This window comes from Actinoalloteichus sp. GBA129-24 (genome assembly GCF_001941645.1).
GTDB lineage: Bacteria > Actinomycetota > Actinomycetes > Mycobacteriales > Pseudonocardiaceae > Actinoalloteichus_A > Actinoalloteichus_A fjordicus.
In genome coordinates, this window is record NZ_CP016077.1 from 1,432,385 (window position 1) to 1,447,767 (window position 15,383).

A 15,383-nucleotide genomic window follows, 5' to 3' on the forward strand; every position below is an offset into this window, starting at 1 on the left:
CGCAGGCGGTCTCCCGCCTCGGCTGTGGAGACGGTCCGTCGCAGCACCGGACTGTTCGGCTGCCCGCAGGTCGTCGCGGGGCTGTCGCGGGCGGAGGCTCCGGGCCTGCCGAGCTGGTGGAACCGGGCAGGCGAGGACGAGGGGCGATGCTCTCCTCGCGCGACGTCGAGTACTCGGCGAGTCTCGGGCCTCTCGAACCAGACCTGCGCAGTGGAGGCCGAACACGTCGCCGGGTCGGTGCGCGCAGGCCGGAGCACAGCGGGGCAGCGCGCCTCGGAGCCCTGCTGACGGGCCGGGCGTCCGGCCCGCCCGGTTCCGTTGCCTTCCCTCGGCGCACCCGTCTCGCCGATCGCGCCGAGGCGTCGACTCCGCGCAGTCGTGATCAACGGTCCTCGGCCTGCCCGCCGCAGGCTCCGCGCTGCCCCCCGCTCAGCCCGGTTCACATCCCGGCGGCTGACAGAGCTGGCTGCCCAGGGCGCCGAGGAAGATCTCGCCCATGTCGGCCGGGTCGTCGGCGGTGAAGACCCGGCCGCCCGTGACGTCGGCGATCTGTTGCAGCGCATCGACGTCGATGTCCGGCCCGATGCCGATCAGCACGATCGGCAGCGGCGCGGTCGGGTCTTGCAGATCGCGCAGCGAGGAGAGCAGCCGGGGAAGCCCGATGCTCTCGGAGTCCTCGTCGCGGCCGTCGGTGAGGACGACGACGGTGTTGGTCCGCCCCGGCTCCCAACCTTGTCTGGCCGCCTCGTAGGCGGCCAGTGTCGTGTCGTAGAGCCCGGTGCCGCCGCCGGGCTGCGCGGTGATCGACCGCAGGTCGTCCAGCCCACTGCCCTCGGTGTGCTCCCGAACCGGCAGCACGGGCAGGACCTCGCGATAGTCCAGGTCGCCGTCGAGCCGGGTCGAGAAGGTCCACAGGCCGAGTCGGGTCGTGGGCAGCAGCATCCCGATGCCCTGCTCCGTTGCGCCGATCGCCAGTTCCATCCTGGTCCGACCGGTGCCGGGGACGTCGTCGTTCATCGAGCCGGACACGTCCAGCGCAGCCAGGAGCCGACCGCTGCGGGAGGCACCCGCCCACATGCCGAGCGTCTCGTCGACGTCCGATGTGTCCGGCTGCGAGACGGGCGGGATCGACTCCGGCGCGTCCTGCTCGCCGATGGCCTCGCCGCCCGGCGTGCGCAGTCGGTGGTCGCCCAGCAGCCGCACGGTCTCGGCGGACCGCAGCACCGAGCCCAGCGCGCCCGCCGCCGTCCATTCGCGCTGGGTGGCGTCGAGCAGCGGGACGAACGGGAAGTCCAGGGAGGGCGCGTCCCGCTCGGGGTAGGCGGCCCGCAGTTCGACCTCGGGTGCGTCGGCCCGGTACTGGAGGAGCCGCTGCTCGCTCGTCGTGAGTGCGGCGGGCAGCTCGTCGGTGTCGGCGAGCCGCTGGTACAGCTCGTCCTCGTCGGCGGCCAGCTCTTCGGCGAGCAGCCGGAAGCGGCCGGTCGCCGCCGCCACCGGGTCCTCGGCGTCTCTCGCCAGTCTGCGCACGCTCCACAACATCGAGGTCGCGGTGGCACTGCGCGAGGGATCGGCCGTCCAGACGCTCGGCTCGCCCGCCTCCGGACCCAGCAGCGCCGACCACGAGGGGTCGTCGCCATGCTCGGCCGCCGCGTCGGGCGGCAGCGCGAGAACCACCGGCGAGGACGCGATCGAGCCGCCGGAGTCGGGCACCTCGGTGGCACCGTTCGCCCGTGCCCGCCGCAACCACATGCTGGACTCCGGGAGCCAGGCCGCGTACTCGGCCGCCTCCCGAGGATCGGCGAGCACCTCCACGGCCTCGGCGGAGTCGACGGAGCGCACGTCGACGTGATAGCAGTCGTCGTTCTCGTCCGTCCTCGGCTCGGTCGTCACCTCGTCGAGCAGCGGCGCCACGGACGGCGCGGCCATCACGGTCAGCGTCACCGAGTCCGAGCAGTCCGGTCCGCCGAGCAGACTCGGGAAGCGGTCGACGGCCGCCCACGCGAGCAGCGCGGTGACGAGGACGGTGGCGAGCAGCAGCCAGGGCAGGCGGCCACGGCCACGGTGCCTGATCGGCTCCGACATCGTGCCTCCTCATGCCTGCCGAACCGGGTCGATCGCGTGCGGGCATCGTGTCTGTCGCGGCCCCGGCGCCGCCGATCCTGTCAAACTCGGTGCATTCTCGACAGGCCCGATATGGCAGGCCCGCGGATCGGCCGACGATAACGCCGACGGGCGGAATAGGAAACACTGATCACGACGCCAAGAACGGCGGCGCGATCCGCAATTTCGATGATTCGTGATCTGCCGGACGGCTTTGTTCCCCCGTTCAGCGGCAGTGGATCAGCCGAACAGCGGGCTCATCAGGCGCGTTCTGCCCATCCGAGCATTGCCACGCCGGGCCGCCGTCGTCGCCGACACGCCGGCCGATGTCAGCCGACCCCGACGTCGTTCGACGGCCCGACCTGCTCCGCCGATCCGAGCTCCGATGCCGGGCCTCGGCTGCGGCGCCTCAGCGCACCGCCGAGCTGCCCAGCGGGGCCCGGCCCAGCAGCCGGTTGACGTCGCGGACGGCGAACCGACCGGCGCGCGTCGCCCCGACGGTGGAGGCGGAGGGGCCGTATCCCACCAGTTGGACGCGCGGCTCGGCGGGGACGCGGGTGTTCTCCACGACGATGCCGCCGCCGGGCTCCCGTAGTCGCAAAGGACGCAGGTGGTCCAGCGCGGCCCGGAATCCGGTGGCATACAGGATCACGTCGGCGGACACCGCCCGCCCGTCGTCCCACACCGGGCCGTCCTGCGACAGACTGTCGAACATCGGCAGCCGATTCAACAGGCCTGCCTCCTGCATCTGCCGCACCTCCGGGGTCAGCAGCAGACCGGTCACACCCACCACGCTCTCCGGCGGACGGCCCGCCCGCACGGCCTCGTCGACCAGCGCGACCGCCGCCCGGCCGTGCTCGTGGGTGAAGGGGCCCTCGTGGAAGACCGGCGGTCGACGCGTCACCCAGGTCGTCTCGGCGACGCCTGCGATCTCGGCCAGCAGCTGGATCGCGGAGGAGCCGCCGCCGACGACGACCACCCGCGCTCCGGCGAACTCGGCGGGGCCCTGGTAGTCCACGGTGTGCAGCTGTCGACCACGGAAGTCGGCCTGACCGGGCACGCTCGGCCAGAACGGGCGGGTCCAGGTGCCCGTCGCGTTGATCACCGCCCGTGCCGAGTACTCGCCCCGGTCGGTCTCCACCCGCAGCCTGCCCTGCGGATCGTCGTCTTCTGGACGCACCGAGCGGACCTGCACCGGGCGATGCACGGGCAGCGCGAAGTGCTTCTCGTAGTCCGCGAAGTAGGCAGGCACCACCGTCGCGGCGCGCGCGGTCTCGTCCACCGGCCCCATGGGCAGGCCGGGCAGGTCGTGGACGCCATGCACGGTGGCCATCCGCAGCGTCGGCCACCGGAACTGCCAGGCGCCGCCAGGACCGGGCGGCGCGTCCAGCAGCACGTAACCGGTTTCGGGCCGATGGCCGGTCCGGCGCAGGTGGAAGCCGGTGGACAGCCCGGCCTGACCCGCGCCGATCACCACCACGTCGACGTCGGCAGCCGCTTCCTCGGTCCTCACCCCTGCTTCAACCCGCAGTGTCCGTCCGCTCTTCCCCGCCGGGCGGCGGGCCTGGTCACGGCCGCTACCGGCTCGGGAAGACCGTTTTGGGGCGTCGAGCCCACTCCGCTGCGGGCCCGTCGTCCGATGGCGAGTTCAAGAATTCATCCGGGAATGTGGGGCGGATGGCTTACGGTCTGCGACATGCCCCCGGGAACGCTCCTGCCCGTCGCCGAGACCGAAGATCAGTACGACGCGATCGCGGACGACGACGACCTCATTCGCCCAGGTGTCGACGCCCTGTGCGCCGAACTCGGACTGGACGGGGAGGAGGTCGACCGCTTCGACGACGGCTCGCTGCCCGTCTATGCGATCGGGGCGAACCGAGTCCTCAAGCTCTACCCCGGCGTCTACGCCGAGGAGGCGGGCATCGAGAGTTCGGTGCTCGACGCGATCGACGGCAGACTGTCGATCCCCACGCCCGTCCCGGAACGGGTGGGCGAGTTCGAGGGCTGGACGTACCTCCTGATGAGCAGGCTGCGCGGCACCAGCCTGGCGCGAGTGTGGCGACGGCTGCCGCCGGACAACCGGGCGTCGGTGGCCGAGAATCTGGGCACCGCCCTCGCCGAGCTGCACGCCGTCAACACCCCGGCCGTCGACGAACTCGGCCCGGCCGACTGGGCGGAGTTCATCGAGGATCAGCGCGCGAACTGCCTGGAGCGGCAGCTCGAATCCGGGCTCGCACCCGCGTGGGCCGAGCAGATCCCGGAGTTCCTGGACTCGGTCGACCTGCACACCGAGGCGACGTCGGCTCTGCTGCACTGCGAGGTGATGGGCGAGCACCTGCTGGTGACGCCGGGGGACGAGGGCTGGGAGCTGTCGGGACTGTTCGACTTCGAGCCCGCGATGCGCGGCGCGTCGGAGTACGACTTCGCCTCGGTGGGCCTGTTCGTCACCGCGGGCGACTCCACCGCGTTACGCACCCTGCTCACGGCCTACGGCTATGGCGCGGACCGGCTGACGCCGGAGACCTCGCGGCGACTGCTCGCCTATGCGCTGCTGCACTGCTCCGGAACGCTGCCCTGGTATCTACGGCGCCTGCCCGCCCCGGCTGAGCCGACCCTGGAGGCGGCGGCGCAGGCGTGGTGGGGATTGGGGTGAGGTGAGGGGCGAGGCCGGGCTCGGGCCCGGCCTCGGCTCGATTCGACGGGCTTGAAACGATGCGGTGGGGGTTCTCGGGCGTCGGTGGGCGGCGGGCTTGGGTGATCAGCGGGGATCACGGCCATGCCCGCGCTGGGCCGAGCGCCGGTTCCGAGGCTTGGAAAACGCAGGTTCCGTCCTGGTAGTAGCCGTCGGCCTGGTAGTCGACGGCGGCGACGATCGGGAGCTCCCGCTTGACTCGCGCGGCCAGCCCCTTGGTGCTATCTCGGCAGGCGCGTTCGGCTGCGGGAGTGGGAAACCTGGCGTCGGGGGATATTCTTGATCAAGTGCTAGTTAGTATTCATCGTTCCAAGCGATGAGATCGCCGACTATGTTGGCGCTGAGCTGGGGTTCCTCCGCCGCCTCGTCAATTGAATGGTGTGATCGGAGCCCCCTGCCGCAGAATTATAGAACGGTCCTTCGTCGTAGCCTGCGAGCATGGCGACGTCGATGGGGAGAAAGTCACTCCGAAGTTGTCGTGAGCGAGCCCCTCCCCGGCTGTTGGTTTAGAAGACGTAGCTTCCCTTGTCGTAGCATCCGTCTGCCTGATAGTCGACGCTGGAGACCACGGGAGACTCTCGCTTGATCTGGGCGGCCAGCTCCTTGCCGCGTTCGACCCAGGCTTGTCGGACTGCGGGACTAGGGAAGGTCGAGTCGGGCGGGTACTCGTGGTTCAGGGTGGCTTGGTACTCGTCGTCCCAGGCGGTGAGAGCGCGGGCTAGGCCATCGGTGAGTCCGAGCTGCTCCGCTGCCTCGTCGACGGCGTGCAGCATGTCCTGGTCCTCGGTCAGCTGATACCAGACGGGGTCGTCCAAGTAGCCAGCGAGAATCGTCACGGAGACCGAAATAATACTCTCCTCGCTCATCGTTTCTTACTTGGCATCACCGGCTGGGCTTGTCAAAAGACGCAGGTCCCGTGCGGGATGCTCCCGTCCGCTTGGTAGTCGACGCTGGCGACTACGGGAGACTCTTGCTTGAGTCGAGCAGCAAGCTCTCGGCCTGTCTCGATCCAGGCGCGTTCGGCCTCCGGGCTGGGGAAACCGGACTCTCGCGGGTCGTTCATGTCCAGGATTCCCTGATAATCCTCATCCCAGGCGGTGAGAGCCTCGACAAGGCTGGGTTTCAGCTGTAGATGCTCCGCAGCCTGCGTGATTGTCCAATTGGTTCCTTCGCCTTTTTTTACATGATAATAGAATGGTCCTTCGTCAAATCCGGCTAGTAGTGCTATGGGCAGTTGGTTCAAGTTCACTCTACTTCTTCCTTCGCTGGTTCTGAATCTTGTCGCTAAGCTTGATCGGATGCGCAGTGATAATGTAGCCGTTGGATCCTATCAGTACTGCAAACCTCATCCTCGTGCCATCGATGTCTATCTCGTAGACTTCCCTGTCTCGTTGGTATCCCACTAGCTGGCCGTGTTCGATGCCTTCGCGGAGTAAGGTCGGGATGCGGCTGACAGGGACACCCTGGTCGGAAAAATTTCCTATCCTAGTGGTCGTCAAGACGTGTCGCAGGCCTGAACGGTCCGTGCCGACTTCTAGCCAGACGAGATGTCCATCCTGATGTCGGATCATCCAGACGATCCGGTCCGGACTGACTTTCGTGCCGCTGCGGCGGAGTTCCGCGATCCAATCGGTGTAGCGGTTTTCGGGTTCGGTAATTTTCGGCGCAGAGGATGACGACGACTGGGCGATGTCGGTACTGCTGTCGCCGATGCCGTGTCCGGCGATGTCGTGGCAGTAGGCGTCGATTACCTCTTGCGCTCCGAGGAGTAGGGCGTGGGCGGTGCGAACGTCCTCGCTGGAGGCGGTGGCGAGGTGGTTGATGTGTCCGACTTCGGGCTGGGTGGAGCCGGCCGTGGCGTTGGCGAAGAGGGTGGCGCCGTCGGTGATGGCTGCGTCGGCTTGGGTGGTGGCGTGGCGGGCTTCGGTGAGCAGCGCGTGTGCCTGGCGAAGCCGGGCGACGACGTCGGTGACCGACAATGCTCGACTCCTCACTGTGTGTGTCCGGCCATGGTGCCGCAGGAGGGGGTCGGGTCGTCAAGCGGGTTTGGGGCCGGCGGGATGCCGATTCAGTCCACTGTGGACTTGGACTCGACTGGTGACGGGACCGCGAGACTCGGCACGGTGAGGCGCAGGAACCCCGGTCGCCGTGTGCGGCCGGGGTCCTGGAGGCAGGTGATCAGCGCAGTCGGCCGTCTTTGATCGCGGTCACTAGCGAGCCGAAGGCTGCCGGCGCGACGGCGAGTGTTCCGCCGTCGCGGTTCTTGGTGTCACGGATGCCGACCAGGCTTAATGCATGAGCGACCTCGACGCAGCCGCCTCCGCCGTTGTTGCTGCGGCTGCTCTTGCGCCACCTTGCGTGTGACAGGTCCGAGGTAGCGGTCATCATCGGTCCCCTTGTCTGATGGTTCATGCGCGGGCCGCATCGGCGATCAGCCGCCGGCTCCGCTCAGGGTCAAGTGCTGTCGCCTTCAACCCCTCGAAGTTCAGGCTATACGCACTTACCTCTTCGGGTTCTTCCAGGTAGATGCCGTGTGTGAGGTGTTCTTCATAGACCACGTCATCGAGATGCGGCTCGGTGAACGACAGGAGTTCGAAGCCACTACCCATCGCTGGAAACGCACCCGTTCCAAGTGGTAGAACCTGGATGGAGACGTTCGGCAGTTGCGACAGCTTGCCGAGATGGGTGAGCTGCTCGCGCATCACGTCCGGTCCGCCGACGCCTTGACGCAGCGCGGGTTCCCAGATGACGGCCTCCACGGACAGACTGCGATCTCCGGTCAGCCGTGACTGTCGTGTTCGTCGCACTTCAGTGCGGTTGGCGACCGTCGTTGCAGATGGTTGGGGTACCCATGCGCGGCCGAGCGCGGCAACGTAGCTCTCGGTCTGGAACAAGCCGGGGACGAGCTGCGCGGTAAAGGTGCGCTCTGCTGCTGCGTCGGCTTCGAGTTCTACGAAGTCTTGGGTTGCCTCGTACAGGACGTCGTCACCGTATTGCTGCCACCACCCAGGCTCTTGGGCTGTCAGCACTGCGTTGCTGAGGCGGTCGCGCTCGGCCTCGGGCACCGAGTACACGAGCGCCAACGCGAGCACGTCGATGACAGTGATCGTCTGCGCAGCGTTTTCGATCTTGCTCAGTTTCGACGTTGACCAGCGGAGTCGCTTGGTCACGTCGGCAAGCTTGAGGTCGCCTTCGTTCCGCCACTTCCGCAGCTCACGGCCGATCCGGCGCATGCGGACCCCTGCGCGGAAGTCCTCTGCCATCTGTCCTCCTGTTCTCGACGTCGCTCGGCCCTTGGCCGCCTGACTCTACGGGGTAGGCGTGACTCGACCAGGTTAGTCCGTCTGGGCTAAATCGAAAATTTTCCCTTCGGCTACCTTGATCCTCGGATATGGGTCGTCCATGCTGGCGGAACTCCAGGAACAGCGAAGGGGCCGGACACCTCCAAGCCTCCGGCCCCTCCACAACGAGAGGAGCTACGACGTGGCAACCGTCGTGACTCATCCCGCCGAGAGCCTAACGGCGGATCGTCCAACACAAGATCTATCTGCTGGCCCGGTGGGTGCGTTGGGATCGGCGCGGTGAGGTTCATCGATGATCATCTGTTCGCCACGTTGACCGCCGTCGGTGCGTCCCTGCTCGTCTTCGGCGTCTTCGACCTCGCCTGGCGGCGGTGGCGGGAGTCGCATCCGCGTCGACGTCCACCGTCGCGAAAGGACTGGCGGCGGATTCGCGCCGTCGAGGAGCGGCTGCGCGCTGCTCACGTGATCGCCAGGGTCCGGGCGGAGGCGGCGTCTGCTGAAGTCGAGGCCGAGGCCCCCGCCCGGCGCGAGTCGCCGTCCCGGCGCCGAGCCGCGCAGTACTCGGCGCCGCCGATCCCGTCGAGCCGGACCGTGGCCGTCGACTCGACGCAGATCCGGCTCTCCACTCCGGTCCCCGCCGTGCCTGCGGGTTGGGTGCACGCCTTCTCGGGGAGCCTCACGTGAGGCGCGCGGTGGGTCAGTGGCTGCACGGGCTGCTTCGCCGTCCTCGGCCGGTGCCGTGCTGTGCCTTGATCTCGGTGGTGCTCGGCGGTGTCGAGCTGCGGGCGCCGCAGCCTGCGGTGTACTCCCGTGCCTCGCGGGTCCGCTACTTCATCCACGATCGCCGCCGCCTTCAGCTGGTGCACCGATGACGGGCGGCGCAGGTGCCTCCGCCACCGTCCAGGCCTGCCGGCCGCCTCGCACCGAGGGGTGCAGGCCCGACCTCGGCTCCCCGACGGCACCGATTCGGAGCGGGGAACCCGCCGAACGGGGCGGCTCCTCTTCTTCCGATTCTCCCGCCGCCGACCCGGCCGCGCCTCGGCCGAAGGAACCCTCGGCGGACCATCCGCCGAGGTGGGGCGGGCGGTTCCGCCGCCTGGAGCATCGGCGGGACGAGGACTACAGCTCACTCGACGTCGCGGTCTGCGGGGCGGCGATCGTGTCGGTGGCCGAGTGGCTTCGCTTGTTGCGTTGCGCCGTCTGCTTTCCGGCGGTTCCGTCGTGACGGCGACGGCCTGGTTCGTGCGGAGCGTGCGCACCGGGGACACCCATCTGGCCCCGGCCGACTGGAACGGCTCCGATCTGATCCGGCCGGTGTGCGCGCCGGCGGTCGAGTTTCGCGCGATGAACCGGCGGCCCTTGCGCGTCTGTTACTACGACGAGCAACGCTGCCCGCTCTGCCTCGGACTCACCACCACCCCCGCCGCACCGATCCCGCACCTGGCATCGGCGGCCCCGCGATGAGCGACCGGACGGCGTGGCCACGGCCGGCCCGCGCACTACGGCAGCGCTTCAGACGCGACGCGGGGATCACCGAGAAGCGAGAGCCGTGAACTCCCTGATCCGGGCGTAGCCCCCGCCCGGCCGGGGCGGTCCGAACCTCCCCCGACGCGGACCCCCGCGTGGTTCGGACCACCGGCGGCGCGGGCGGCCATCCCGCCTGGCGCCCGCGCCGCTGCCGAGGCTGCCTGCTGTATCCGTCCGCAGCAGGCAGGCGGCCCGGGCATCCCCGGACACCGGCGCCCACCCGGTGGCTCGGGCCGCAGCCCGAACCTCTCGGGTGCTCTGCCGTGGCCCGACTCCGGCAGAGCACCCGAGATCCACGAACCACCGCCGCCGACCCCGCACCCTGAGAGCCTGTCTTTGATCCTCCTGGAGTCGTGAGCGGGGATCAGCTGACGACAACGCCGCAGATCGCCGCGTTGGCCCCGCGCAACTCCGAAAGTGGGGATCAAAGGCAGGCTCTTAGCTCAGTCGACCAGCCTGCCCGCCCGCATCGTGACGACGCGACCGGTGAAGCGGGAGCGCAGCATCCGGTCGTGCGAGACGATCACCACGGCACCCGCGTACTGGGCCAGCGCCTCCTCCAGCTGCTCGACCAGCGCGGGGGAGAGGTGGTTGGTCGGCTCGTCCAGCAACAGCAGGTCCACCTCGCGGCGGAACAGCCTCGCCAGTGACAGCCGCCTGCGCTGCCCGATGGAGAGCCCGCTCAGCGGTGTGTCGAGTTCGCCGGAACGGAACAGACCGGAGGCCGTCAGCCCGCCCCGATGCTCCGTCGACGGGCCCGGCAGCCCGGCCGCGAAGGCCTCCGCCAGCGTGCGATCGGGGTCGCCGATCGGGTCGTCCTGCGGAAGCCAGCCCAGCCGCTTCGGCCTGCGCACCCGTCCCCGATCCGGTTCGAGGTCACCGGCGAGCACCCGGAGCAGCGTGCTCTTGCCCGCGCCGTTCGGGCCGGTGATGAGTACCCGATCTCCGCCGCGCACGTCGAAGGACGCCACGTCGAGTCGGTCCCCGACCAGGACCTGATCGGCCGTGACCAGCGGAGATCGCGAGCCGTCCTCGCCGCCGCCGCGCAGTGTGGCGCGGAAGCGCAGCGGCGCGGGCGGACGCGGGACCGGTGACTCCTTGAGTCGTCGCACCCGCTCCTTCGCCTGCCGCACCCGCGCGGAGATCTGCTTCTCCACCGAGCGCTGATGCCGCTGCGACGACTTCTCCGTGTCGCGCCGAGGTCCCGCCGCCAGGACGTTCGCCGCCGACGACGCCAACGCCGTCTGTCGTTCGATCTCCGCCAGCCAGTCGCGATGGGCCTGCTCCCACCGATCGCGTTCGGCCTGCTTGTCCCGCAGGTAGCCCGCATAGCCGCCGCCGTGTCGCTCGACGACGTGCCGTTCGGCGTCCACGGCAAGCAGTGTCGTGACCACCCGATCGAGGAAGACCCGGTCGTGGGAGACCACGACGACGGTTCCCCGATGCCCGCGCAGCCGGTCTTCCAACCAGGTGAGCGCGCCCGCGTCGAGATGGTTGGTCGGCTCGTCGAGCAGCAGCAGCTCCGGCGATGCCGCCAGCAGACAGGCCAGGCCCAGCCGGGACTGCTCGCCGCCGGAGAGCGAGCCGAGCAGCCTGTGCCTGCCGATTCCTGCGAGCCCGAGCCCGTCCATCGCGGCGTCGACGCGGGCGTCGGCGGCGTAGCCGTCCCGCAGCTCGAAGGCCTCGACGAGATCGCCGTAGCGGACGAGTCGGTCGGGCAGTTCCTCCGCCGGGGCGTCGGAGAGGGCCCGTTCGGCATCCCGCATCCGGCGTTCCAGGTCGCGGATGTCGGCCAGGGCATGGTCGATCGCGTTCTGCACGGTGTCGGACGGCGGCAGGTCCGGGACCTGACCGAGGTAGCCGAGGCCGCCGGGCGCGGTGACGGTCACCTCCCCACCATCCGGCCGGTCCAGCCCCGCGATCAGGCGCAGCAGCGTGGACTTCCCGGAGCCGTTCTCGCCGATCACGCCCGCTCGCTCGCCTGCGGCGACGGACACGGTGACGCCGTCGAGCAGCGTTCGCCCGCCCGGCGCCCGCACGGCGTCGCGCAGCGCGAGTTGGAAGACCCGCCCGTTGGCGGCGGTGGGGGTCGCTGGGATCTCCCCGGCTGCCGCCTCGGCGGCTTCTCCGGGATCGGTGCTGGTCAGCACAGTGGTTCTCTGGCGGTTGGTGCGCATGGTGAATCCACCTTCGGTGCGAGAAGAGACGAGATCACCGAGGGGAGCTGCGGGCGGCACGACGAATCCGGCCGCGTGGCACCGTGACCGGCGCGGGACGCGGCGCGGACGGCTTGCTCAGCACGGGACGACCCGCCGTACGCAGCGCAAACGGCTGCGGATCAGCGGAGAACGGTCCGGCGAGAGAGCAGCCGGGCGGGCAACAGCTCAGCGGGGAGCGGCCTGCGGGGTGTGCTTGTCGTGCCGACTCGGGTCGGCTGCACCGAGGACGTCGCCCGGCACGGCGCCGGGACCGTCAAGGCCCGGGACGCGGCGGCTGATCAGGCGACGTCACAGCTCCGACGAGGAGCTTCAGTGGAAGTACAAGCGCAACGTGCGAGCGCCGGAGCATGTCATGTGGTCCACCATACCGACGGCGTCCAGTGGTTTTCTCCCGCGCGGAGTCTGATCGCTCGCCCGCGTGGGGCATGCAGGGGCGGCCGGTCAGCAGGCGTCTGTCCTGCCGGGAACGGGGCGCGGTCCCGGAGGCAGTCTGCAGAATGGGACGCCCGACTGTTTCGCGACAGGTATTCTCCTGGTCGTCGCGAAACCAGTCGACGGCTATCCGGCCGAACGGCTCATTGCATTCATTGGCACGTTTCTGATCCCGAACGGCCGAAGCAGAATCGGCGATCTTCGATTCGAGAGCTGCCTGCCGCTCACCCGTCCGACCGGATGCCGAACCATCCGTGGCGGCTTCTTCATGCCGTCGTGATCGGCCCCGTTCCGGCGACGGTGTTCCGAATAGTGATGAGCCCTACTGGTAATGTCCGGGCGGGAATAGGCGCGGCCGGAAGCAGCGGACCGCGCCCGCCGCCGGTCCACGTCGTTGACGACGTCTCCGGCGCTGCGGTGGTGATCGCCGGTCAGGGCCGGACAGCGCAGTCCTGACGGGCGATTCCGGGATCAGCGAGTGGTGAAGCCGCCGTCGACGGCAAGCGCCGCGCCCGTGACGAAGCTCGCCTCATCGCTCAGCAGGAAGGCGGCGAAGGCGGCGATCTCCTCGGGCTGGGCGACGCGACCGACCGGGTGCAGACCGGCGATCATCTCCCGACCCTGCTGCGTCGCACCAGTGCTACTGCGGTAGGCCGGGGTGTCCACACCGCCGGTGAGCAGCGCGTTCACCCGGAGACCGTGTGCGGCGTTCTCCAATGCGGCGGCCCTGGTCAGACCGACGATCCCGTGCTTGGCCGCGACATAGGGCGCGAGGGCGGCCATCCCGACCACCCCGAGGTTGGAGGCGTTGTTCAGGATGGCCCCACCACCCGAGGCGAGGATGGCAGGCACCTCATGCTTGATTCCGTAGAACACGCTCGTCAGATTGAGGTCGAGTTCGGCTCGCCAGGCGGCCTCGTCGAGGTCCTGCACCGGTGCCATCACGGTGATTCCGCCCGCATTGTTGAACGCGCCGTCCACTCGACCGAATCGCTCGACCGTCGTCCTGACCAGAGCGGCGACCGAATCCTCCACCGTCACATCGGTCGGCACGAACAGGGCCTTCCCGCCCCGGGATCGGATCTCGGCGGCGAAATGTTCGCCTACGTCCGCACCGCGAGCGGCGAGTACGACGGTGGCGCCCTCGGTCGCGACGCGTTCCGCCACCGCCTTCCCCATCCCCGACGTGGCACCGGTGATGATGATGACCTTGGAGTCTAACCGAGACGACATTCTCATCCTCAGATCGAACGAACACAGGTGACAGCTCGGCACCTATAGTCGCCCGCCCAGGGCGCGCAGGCTCGCGATATTCGGACGGCACATTCTGGTCTTCGACGTAATCCGGGCATGGAGAATCCAACATCTGCCGTGAGTGCGGGCGCTGCCGAGTGCGGTCCGGCCGGGGCGGCGGCCGTCGATCCCGATCGCGCCCGGCACACCCGACGCGCGATCAGGAGCGGGCCGTCACGTCGAGGCCGCAGGCGACGACTCGACGGCCCGCTCGACCTCGGCCCGCAACTCGCGCCGCAGCCGAGTAAAGCATCGGCCCCGGTTCATCGCGACGACGCCGGTGAGCCTGCCCTGCCTGCGATAGACGGAGACGAAGTCCCGGTCGGCGAACGAGCCCTCGACCACCGCCAGATCGTCGTCGGCGTCGGGGTGCCCGGCGAGCTGGATGCGGGTCGAGTACTGGTCGGACCAGAAGTACGGCACCCGGTTGGGCACCGGATCGGTGCCGCTCTCGCCGCGCGACCGACCGGTCAGCAGCGTCCGCACCGCGACGGGCGCCTGTTCCACGGCCGCCGTCCAGTGCTCGTGCCGCCGCGAGCCGCCCGCCGGATCGGCGTAGCGCGCGACGTCGCCGAGCGCGACCACGCCGGGCAGCGCGGTGGCGCCTCCGGCATCGCAGCCGACCCCGTCGGCGATGTCCACCCCGGAGCCCGCCAGCCAGTCGACCGCAGGCCGGGAACCGATCCCGATCACGACCACGTCGGCGGCCAGCTCCCGGCCGTCGCGGCCCAGGACGGCCGTGACCCGCGTCGAGCCCGTTCGGTCCGTGTCTCCGCCGGCGCCGTCGCCCCGGTTCGGCTCGGTCCGCAGCCCGGCGACGCCGAAGCCGCAGTGCATCGTCACCCCGTGATCCCGATGCAGCTCACCGCAGATCGCGCCCACCGTCGGACCGAGCACCCGCGCCAGCGGCACGTCCAGCGCCTCCACCACCGTGACCGGCAGGCCGAGCGCGTGGCAGGTGGCCGCCACCTCGGCGCCGACGAAGCCCGCGCCGATCACCACCGTCCTCGGCGTGCCCTCGGTCAACGCCGCACGCAGCGCCCGCGCATCGGCCAGCGTGCGCAGGGTGTGCACCCCGGCGACGTCGGTCAGTCCTGGCAGCGTCCTGGCCAGCGCACCGGTCGCGATCACCACGCCGTCGGAGGCGATCAGCGTGCCGTCGTCCAACTCGACCGTCCTGGTGTGTCGGTCGAGTCGCACGGCCCGGCGACCGGTGCGCCAGTGCGCGTCGACCTCGGCCAGCTCCGCCTCGTCGGCCAGCGCCAGTTCCGCCTCGTCGATCTCGCCGCGCAGGAACCGCTTGGACAGCGGCGGCCGGTCGTAGGGCCGCTGCGGCTCCGCGCCGATCACGGTGATCGTCCCGTCGAAGCCCTGGTCGCGCAGCTCCCGGACGGCGTGCCAGCCTGCCAGCCCCGCGCCGACGACCGTCACGGCTCTCATGCGACCGGCTCCCGCACCGAGGTGTCGACGTGGATCATGTCGCCGACGAGGACCACCGGGTAGGTTCGCACCGGCCGCCGGGCGGGCGGACCCGTCGGCATTCCGGTGCGCAGGTCGAACATCGCGGCATGGAGCGGACACTCGATGAGGCAGCCCTCCAACCAGCCGTCGGACAGGGCGGCGTCCTGATGGGAGCAGGTGTCGTCGATCGCGTACAACTCGCCGTCGGCGTTGAAGACCGCGACGGGTCGGGGCGCGAGGATGCGGACGGATTCGCCGGGCGGGAGTTCGGCCAGAGTGCAGACGGGGATCACGGCGGCCTCCAGTTGCGCAGAGCGGAACATGGTGTGGAGTACGCAACACTGTGCGGCGCGTGTT

Annotated in this window: 15 protein-coding genes; 4 read left to right on the plus strand and 11 right to left on the minus strand. The window is 69.7% G+C overall.

The window, feature by feature from the left end:
• Positions 1–429: 429 nt before the first annotated feature.
• Both UA75_RS06565 and UA75_RS06570 read right to left on the minus strand, forming a co-directional pair.
• Complete coding sequence (locus tag UA75_RS06565) at positions 430–2,082, minus strand: substrate-binding domain-containing protein (RefSeq protein ID WP_075739496.1); 1,653 nt, start codon at positions 2,080–2,082, stop codon at positions 430–432.
• A gap of 427 nt (positions 2,083–2,509) precedes the next feature.
• Entirely contained in the window at positions 2,510–3,613 is a 1,104-nt protein-coding gene (locus UA75_RS06570) for an NAD(P)-binding domain-containing protein (protein ID WP_075739497.1), read from the minus strand.
• A 183-nt stretch (positions 3,614–3,796) separates the two neighbouring features.
• Between UA75_RS06570 and UA75_RS06575 the strand changes: the two genes are divergently transcribed.
• On the plus strand, positions 3,797–4,753 hold the full coding sequence (locus UA75_RS06575) for an aminoglycoside phosphotransferase family protein (protein WP_075739498.1): 957 nt from the start codon (positions 3,797–3,799) through the stop codon (positions 4,751–4,753).
• Between the two features lie 545 nt (positions 4,754–5,298).
• Here the strand turns inward: UA75_RS06575 and UA75_RS06580 are convergent.
• The 5 genes from UA75_RS06580 to UA75_RS06600 form a co-directional block, all read right to left on the minus strand.
• On the minus strand, positions 5,299–5,628 hold the full coding sequence (locus UA75_RS06580; RefSeq protein ID WP_075739499.1) for a hypothetical protein: 330 nt from the start codon (positions 5,626–5,628) through the stop codon (positions 5,299–5,301).
• Positions 5,629–5,690: 62 nt separating this feature from the next.
• Complete coding sequence (locus UA75_RS32605; RefSeq protein ID WP_157434030.1) at positions 5,691–6,041, minus strand: hypothetical protein; 351 nt, start codon at positions 6,039–6,041, stop codon at positions 5,691–5,693.
• A 1-nt stretch (position 6,042) separates the two neighbouring features.
• The gene (locus tag UA75_RS06590; protein ID WP_075739501.1) at positions 6,043–6,771 is read right to left on the minus strand and encodes a hypothetical protein; all 729 of its coding nucleotides are present in this window, start codon (positions 6,769–6,771) and stop codon (positions 6,043–6,045) included.
• 199 nt (positions 6,772–6,970) lie between these two features.
• Positions 6,971–7,180: a DUF397 domain-containing protein gene (locus tag UA75_RS06595; protein ID WP_318533345.1), complete on the minus strand. Its 210-nt coding sequence runs from the start codon at positions 7,178–7,180 to the stop codon at positions 6,971–6,973.
• Positions 7,181–7,200: 20 nt separating this feature from the next.
• A complete protein-coding gene (locus UA75_RS06600) occupies positions 7,201–8,055 on the minus strand; it encodes a helix-turn-helix domain-containing protein (RefSeq protein ID WP_075739503.1) in 855 nt (284 codons plus the stop codon).
• Positions 8,056–8,373: 318 nt separating this feature from the next.
• Here UA75_RS06600 and UA75_RS06605 point away from each other — a divergent pair, with 318 nt between their 5' ends.
• From UA75_RS06605 to UA75_RS06620, 3 genes are all read left to right on the plus strand, one after another.
• Positions 8,374–8,778 carry a hypothetical protein gene (locus tag UA75_RS06605; protein ID WP_075739504.1) on the plus strand — a complete coding sequence of 135 codons (405 nt, stop codon included), beginning with the start codon at positions 8,374–8,376 and terminating at the stop codon, positions 8,776–8,778.
• Complete coding sequence (locus tag UA75_RS06610; RefSeq protein ID WP_157434031.1) at positions 8,775–8,966, plus strand: hypothetical protein; 192 nt, start codon at positions 8,775–8,777, stop codon at positions 8,964–8,966. The genes UA75_RS06605 and UA75_RS06610 overlap by 4 nt, the downstream gene beginning before the upstream one ends.
• A 301-nt stretch (positions 8,967–9,267) precedes the next feature.
• Positions 9,268–9,558 carry a hypothetical protein gene (locus tag UA75_RS06620; RefSeq protein ID WP_157434032.1) on the plus strand — a complete coding sequence of 97 codons (291 nt, stop codon included), beginning with the start codon at positions 9,268–9,270 and terminating at the stop codon, positions 9,556–9,558.
• 506 nt (positions 9,559–10,064) lie between these two features.
• Here the strand turns inward: UA75_RS06620 and abc-f are convergent.
• The 4 genes from abc-f to UA75_RS06640 form a co-directional block, all read right to left on the minus strand.
• A complete protein-coding gene (gene abc-f, locus UA75_RS06625) occupies positions 10,065–11,798 on the minus strand; it encodes a ribosomal protection-like ABC-F family protein (protein WP_083682980.1) in 1,734 nt (577 codons plus the stop codon).
• Positions 11,799–12,743: 945 nt separating this feature from the next.
• Positions 12,744–13,505, minus strand: coding sequence for an SDR family NAD(P)-dependent oxidoreductase (locus UA75_RS06630; RefSeq protein ID WP_075739508.1), 762 nt, complete (start codon positions 13,503–13,505; stop codon positions 12,744–12,746).
• Positions 13,506–13,739: 234 nt separating this feature from the next.
• Positions 13,740–15,005, minus strand: a complete 1,266-nt coding sequence (locus UA75_RS06635; RefSeq protein ID WP_075739509.1) for an NAD(P)/FAD-dependent oxidoreductase — start codon at positions 15,003–15,005, stop codon at positions 13,740–13,742.
• Positions 15,002–15,319: a bifunctional 3-phenylpropionate/cinnamic acid dioxygenase ferredoxin subunit gene (locus tag UA75_RS06640; RefSeq protein WP_075743484.1), complete on the minus strand. Its 318-nt coding sequence runs from the start codon at positions 15,317–15,319 to the stop codon at positions 15,002–15,004. The genes UA75_RS06635 and UA75_RS06640 overlap by 4 nt, the downstream gene beginning before the upstream one ends.
• Positions 15,320–15,383: the final 64 nt, after the last annotated feature.

Bases quoted from the DNA above. Each gene is read 5' to 3' on its own strand.
- UA75_RS06565 (WP_075739496.1), bottom strand. From the start codon at position 2,082: ATGTCGGAGCCGATCAGGCACCGTGGCCGTGGCCGCCTGCCCTGGCTG.
- UA75_RS06575 (WP_075739498.1), top strand. From the start codon at position 3,797: ATGCCCCCGGGAACGCTCCTGCCCGTCGCCGAGACCGAAGATCAGTAC.
- UA75_RS06595 (WP_318533345.1), bottom strand. From the start codon at position 7,180: ATGATGACCGCTACCTCGGACCTGTCACACGCAAGGTGGCGCAAGAGC.
- UA75_RS06600 (WP_075739503.1), bottom strand. From the start codon at position 8,055: ATGGCAGAGGACTTCCGCGCAGGGGTCCGCATGCGCCGGATCGGCCGT.
- abc-f (WP_083682980.1), bottom strand. From the start codon at position 11,798: ATGCGCACCAACCGCCAGAGAACCACTGTGCTGACCAGCACCGATCCC.
- UA75_RS06630 (WP_075739508.1), bottom strand. From the start codon at position 13,505: ATGTCGTCTCGGTTAGACTCCAAGGTCATCATCATCACCGGTGCCACG.
- UA75_RS06635 (WP_075739509.1), bottom strand. From the start codon at position 15,005: ATGAGAGCCGTGACGGTCGTCGGCGCGGGGCTGGCAGGCTGGCACGCC.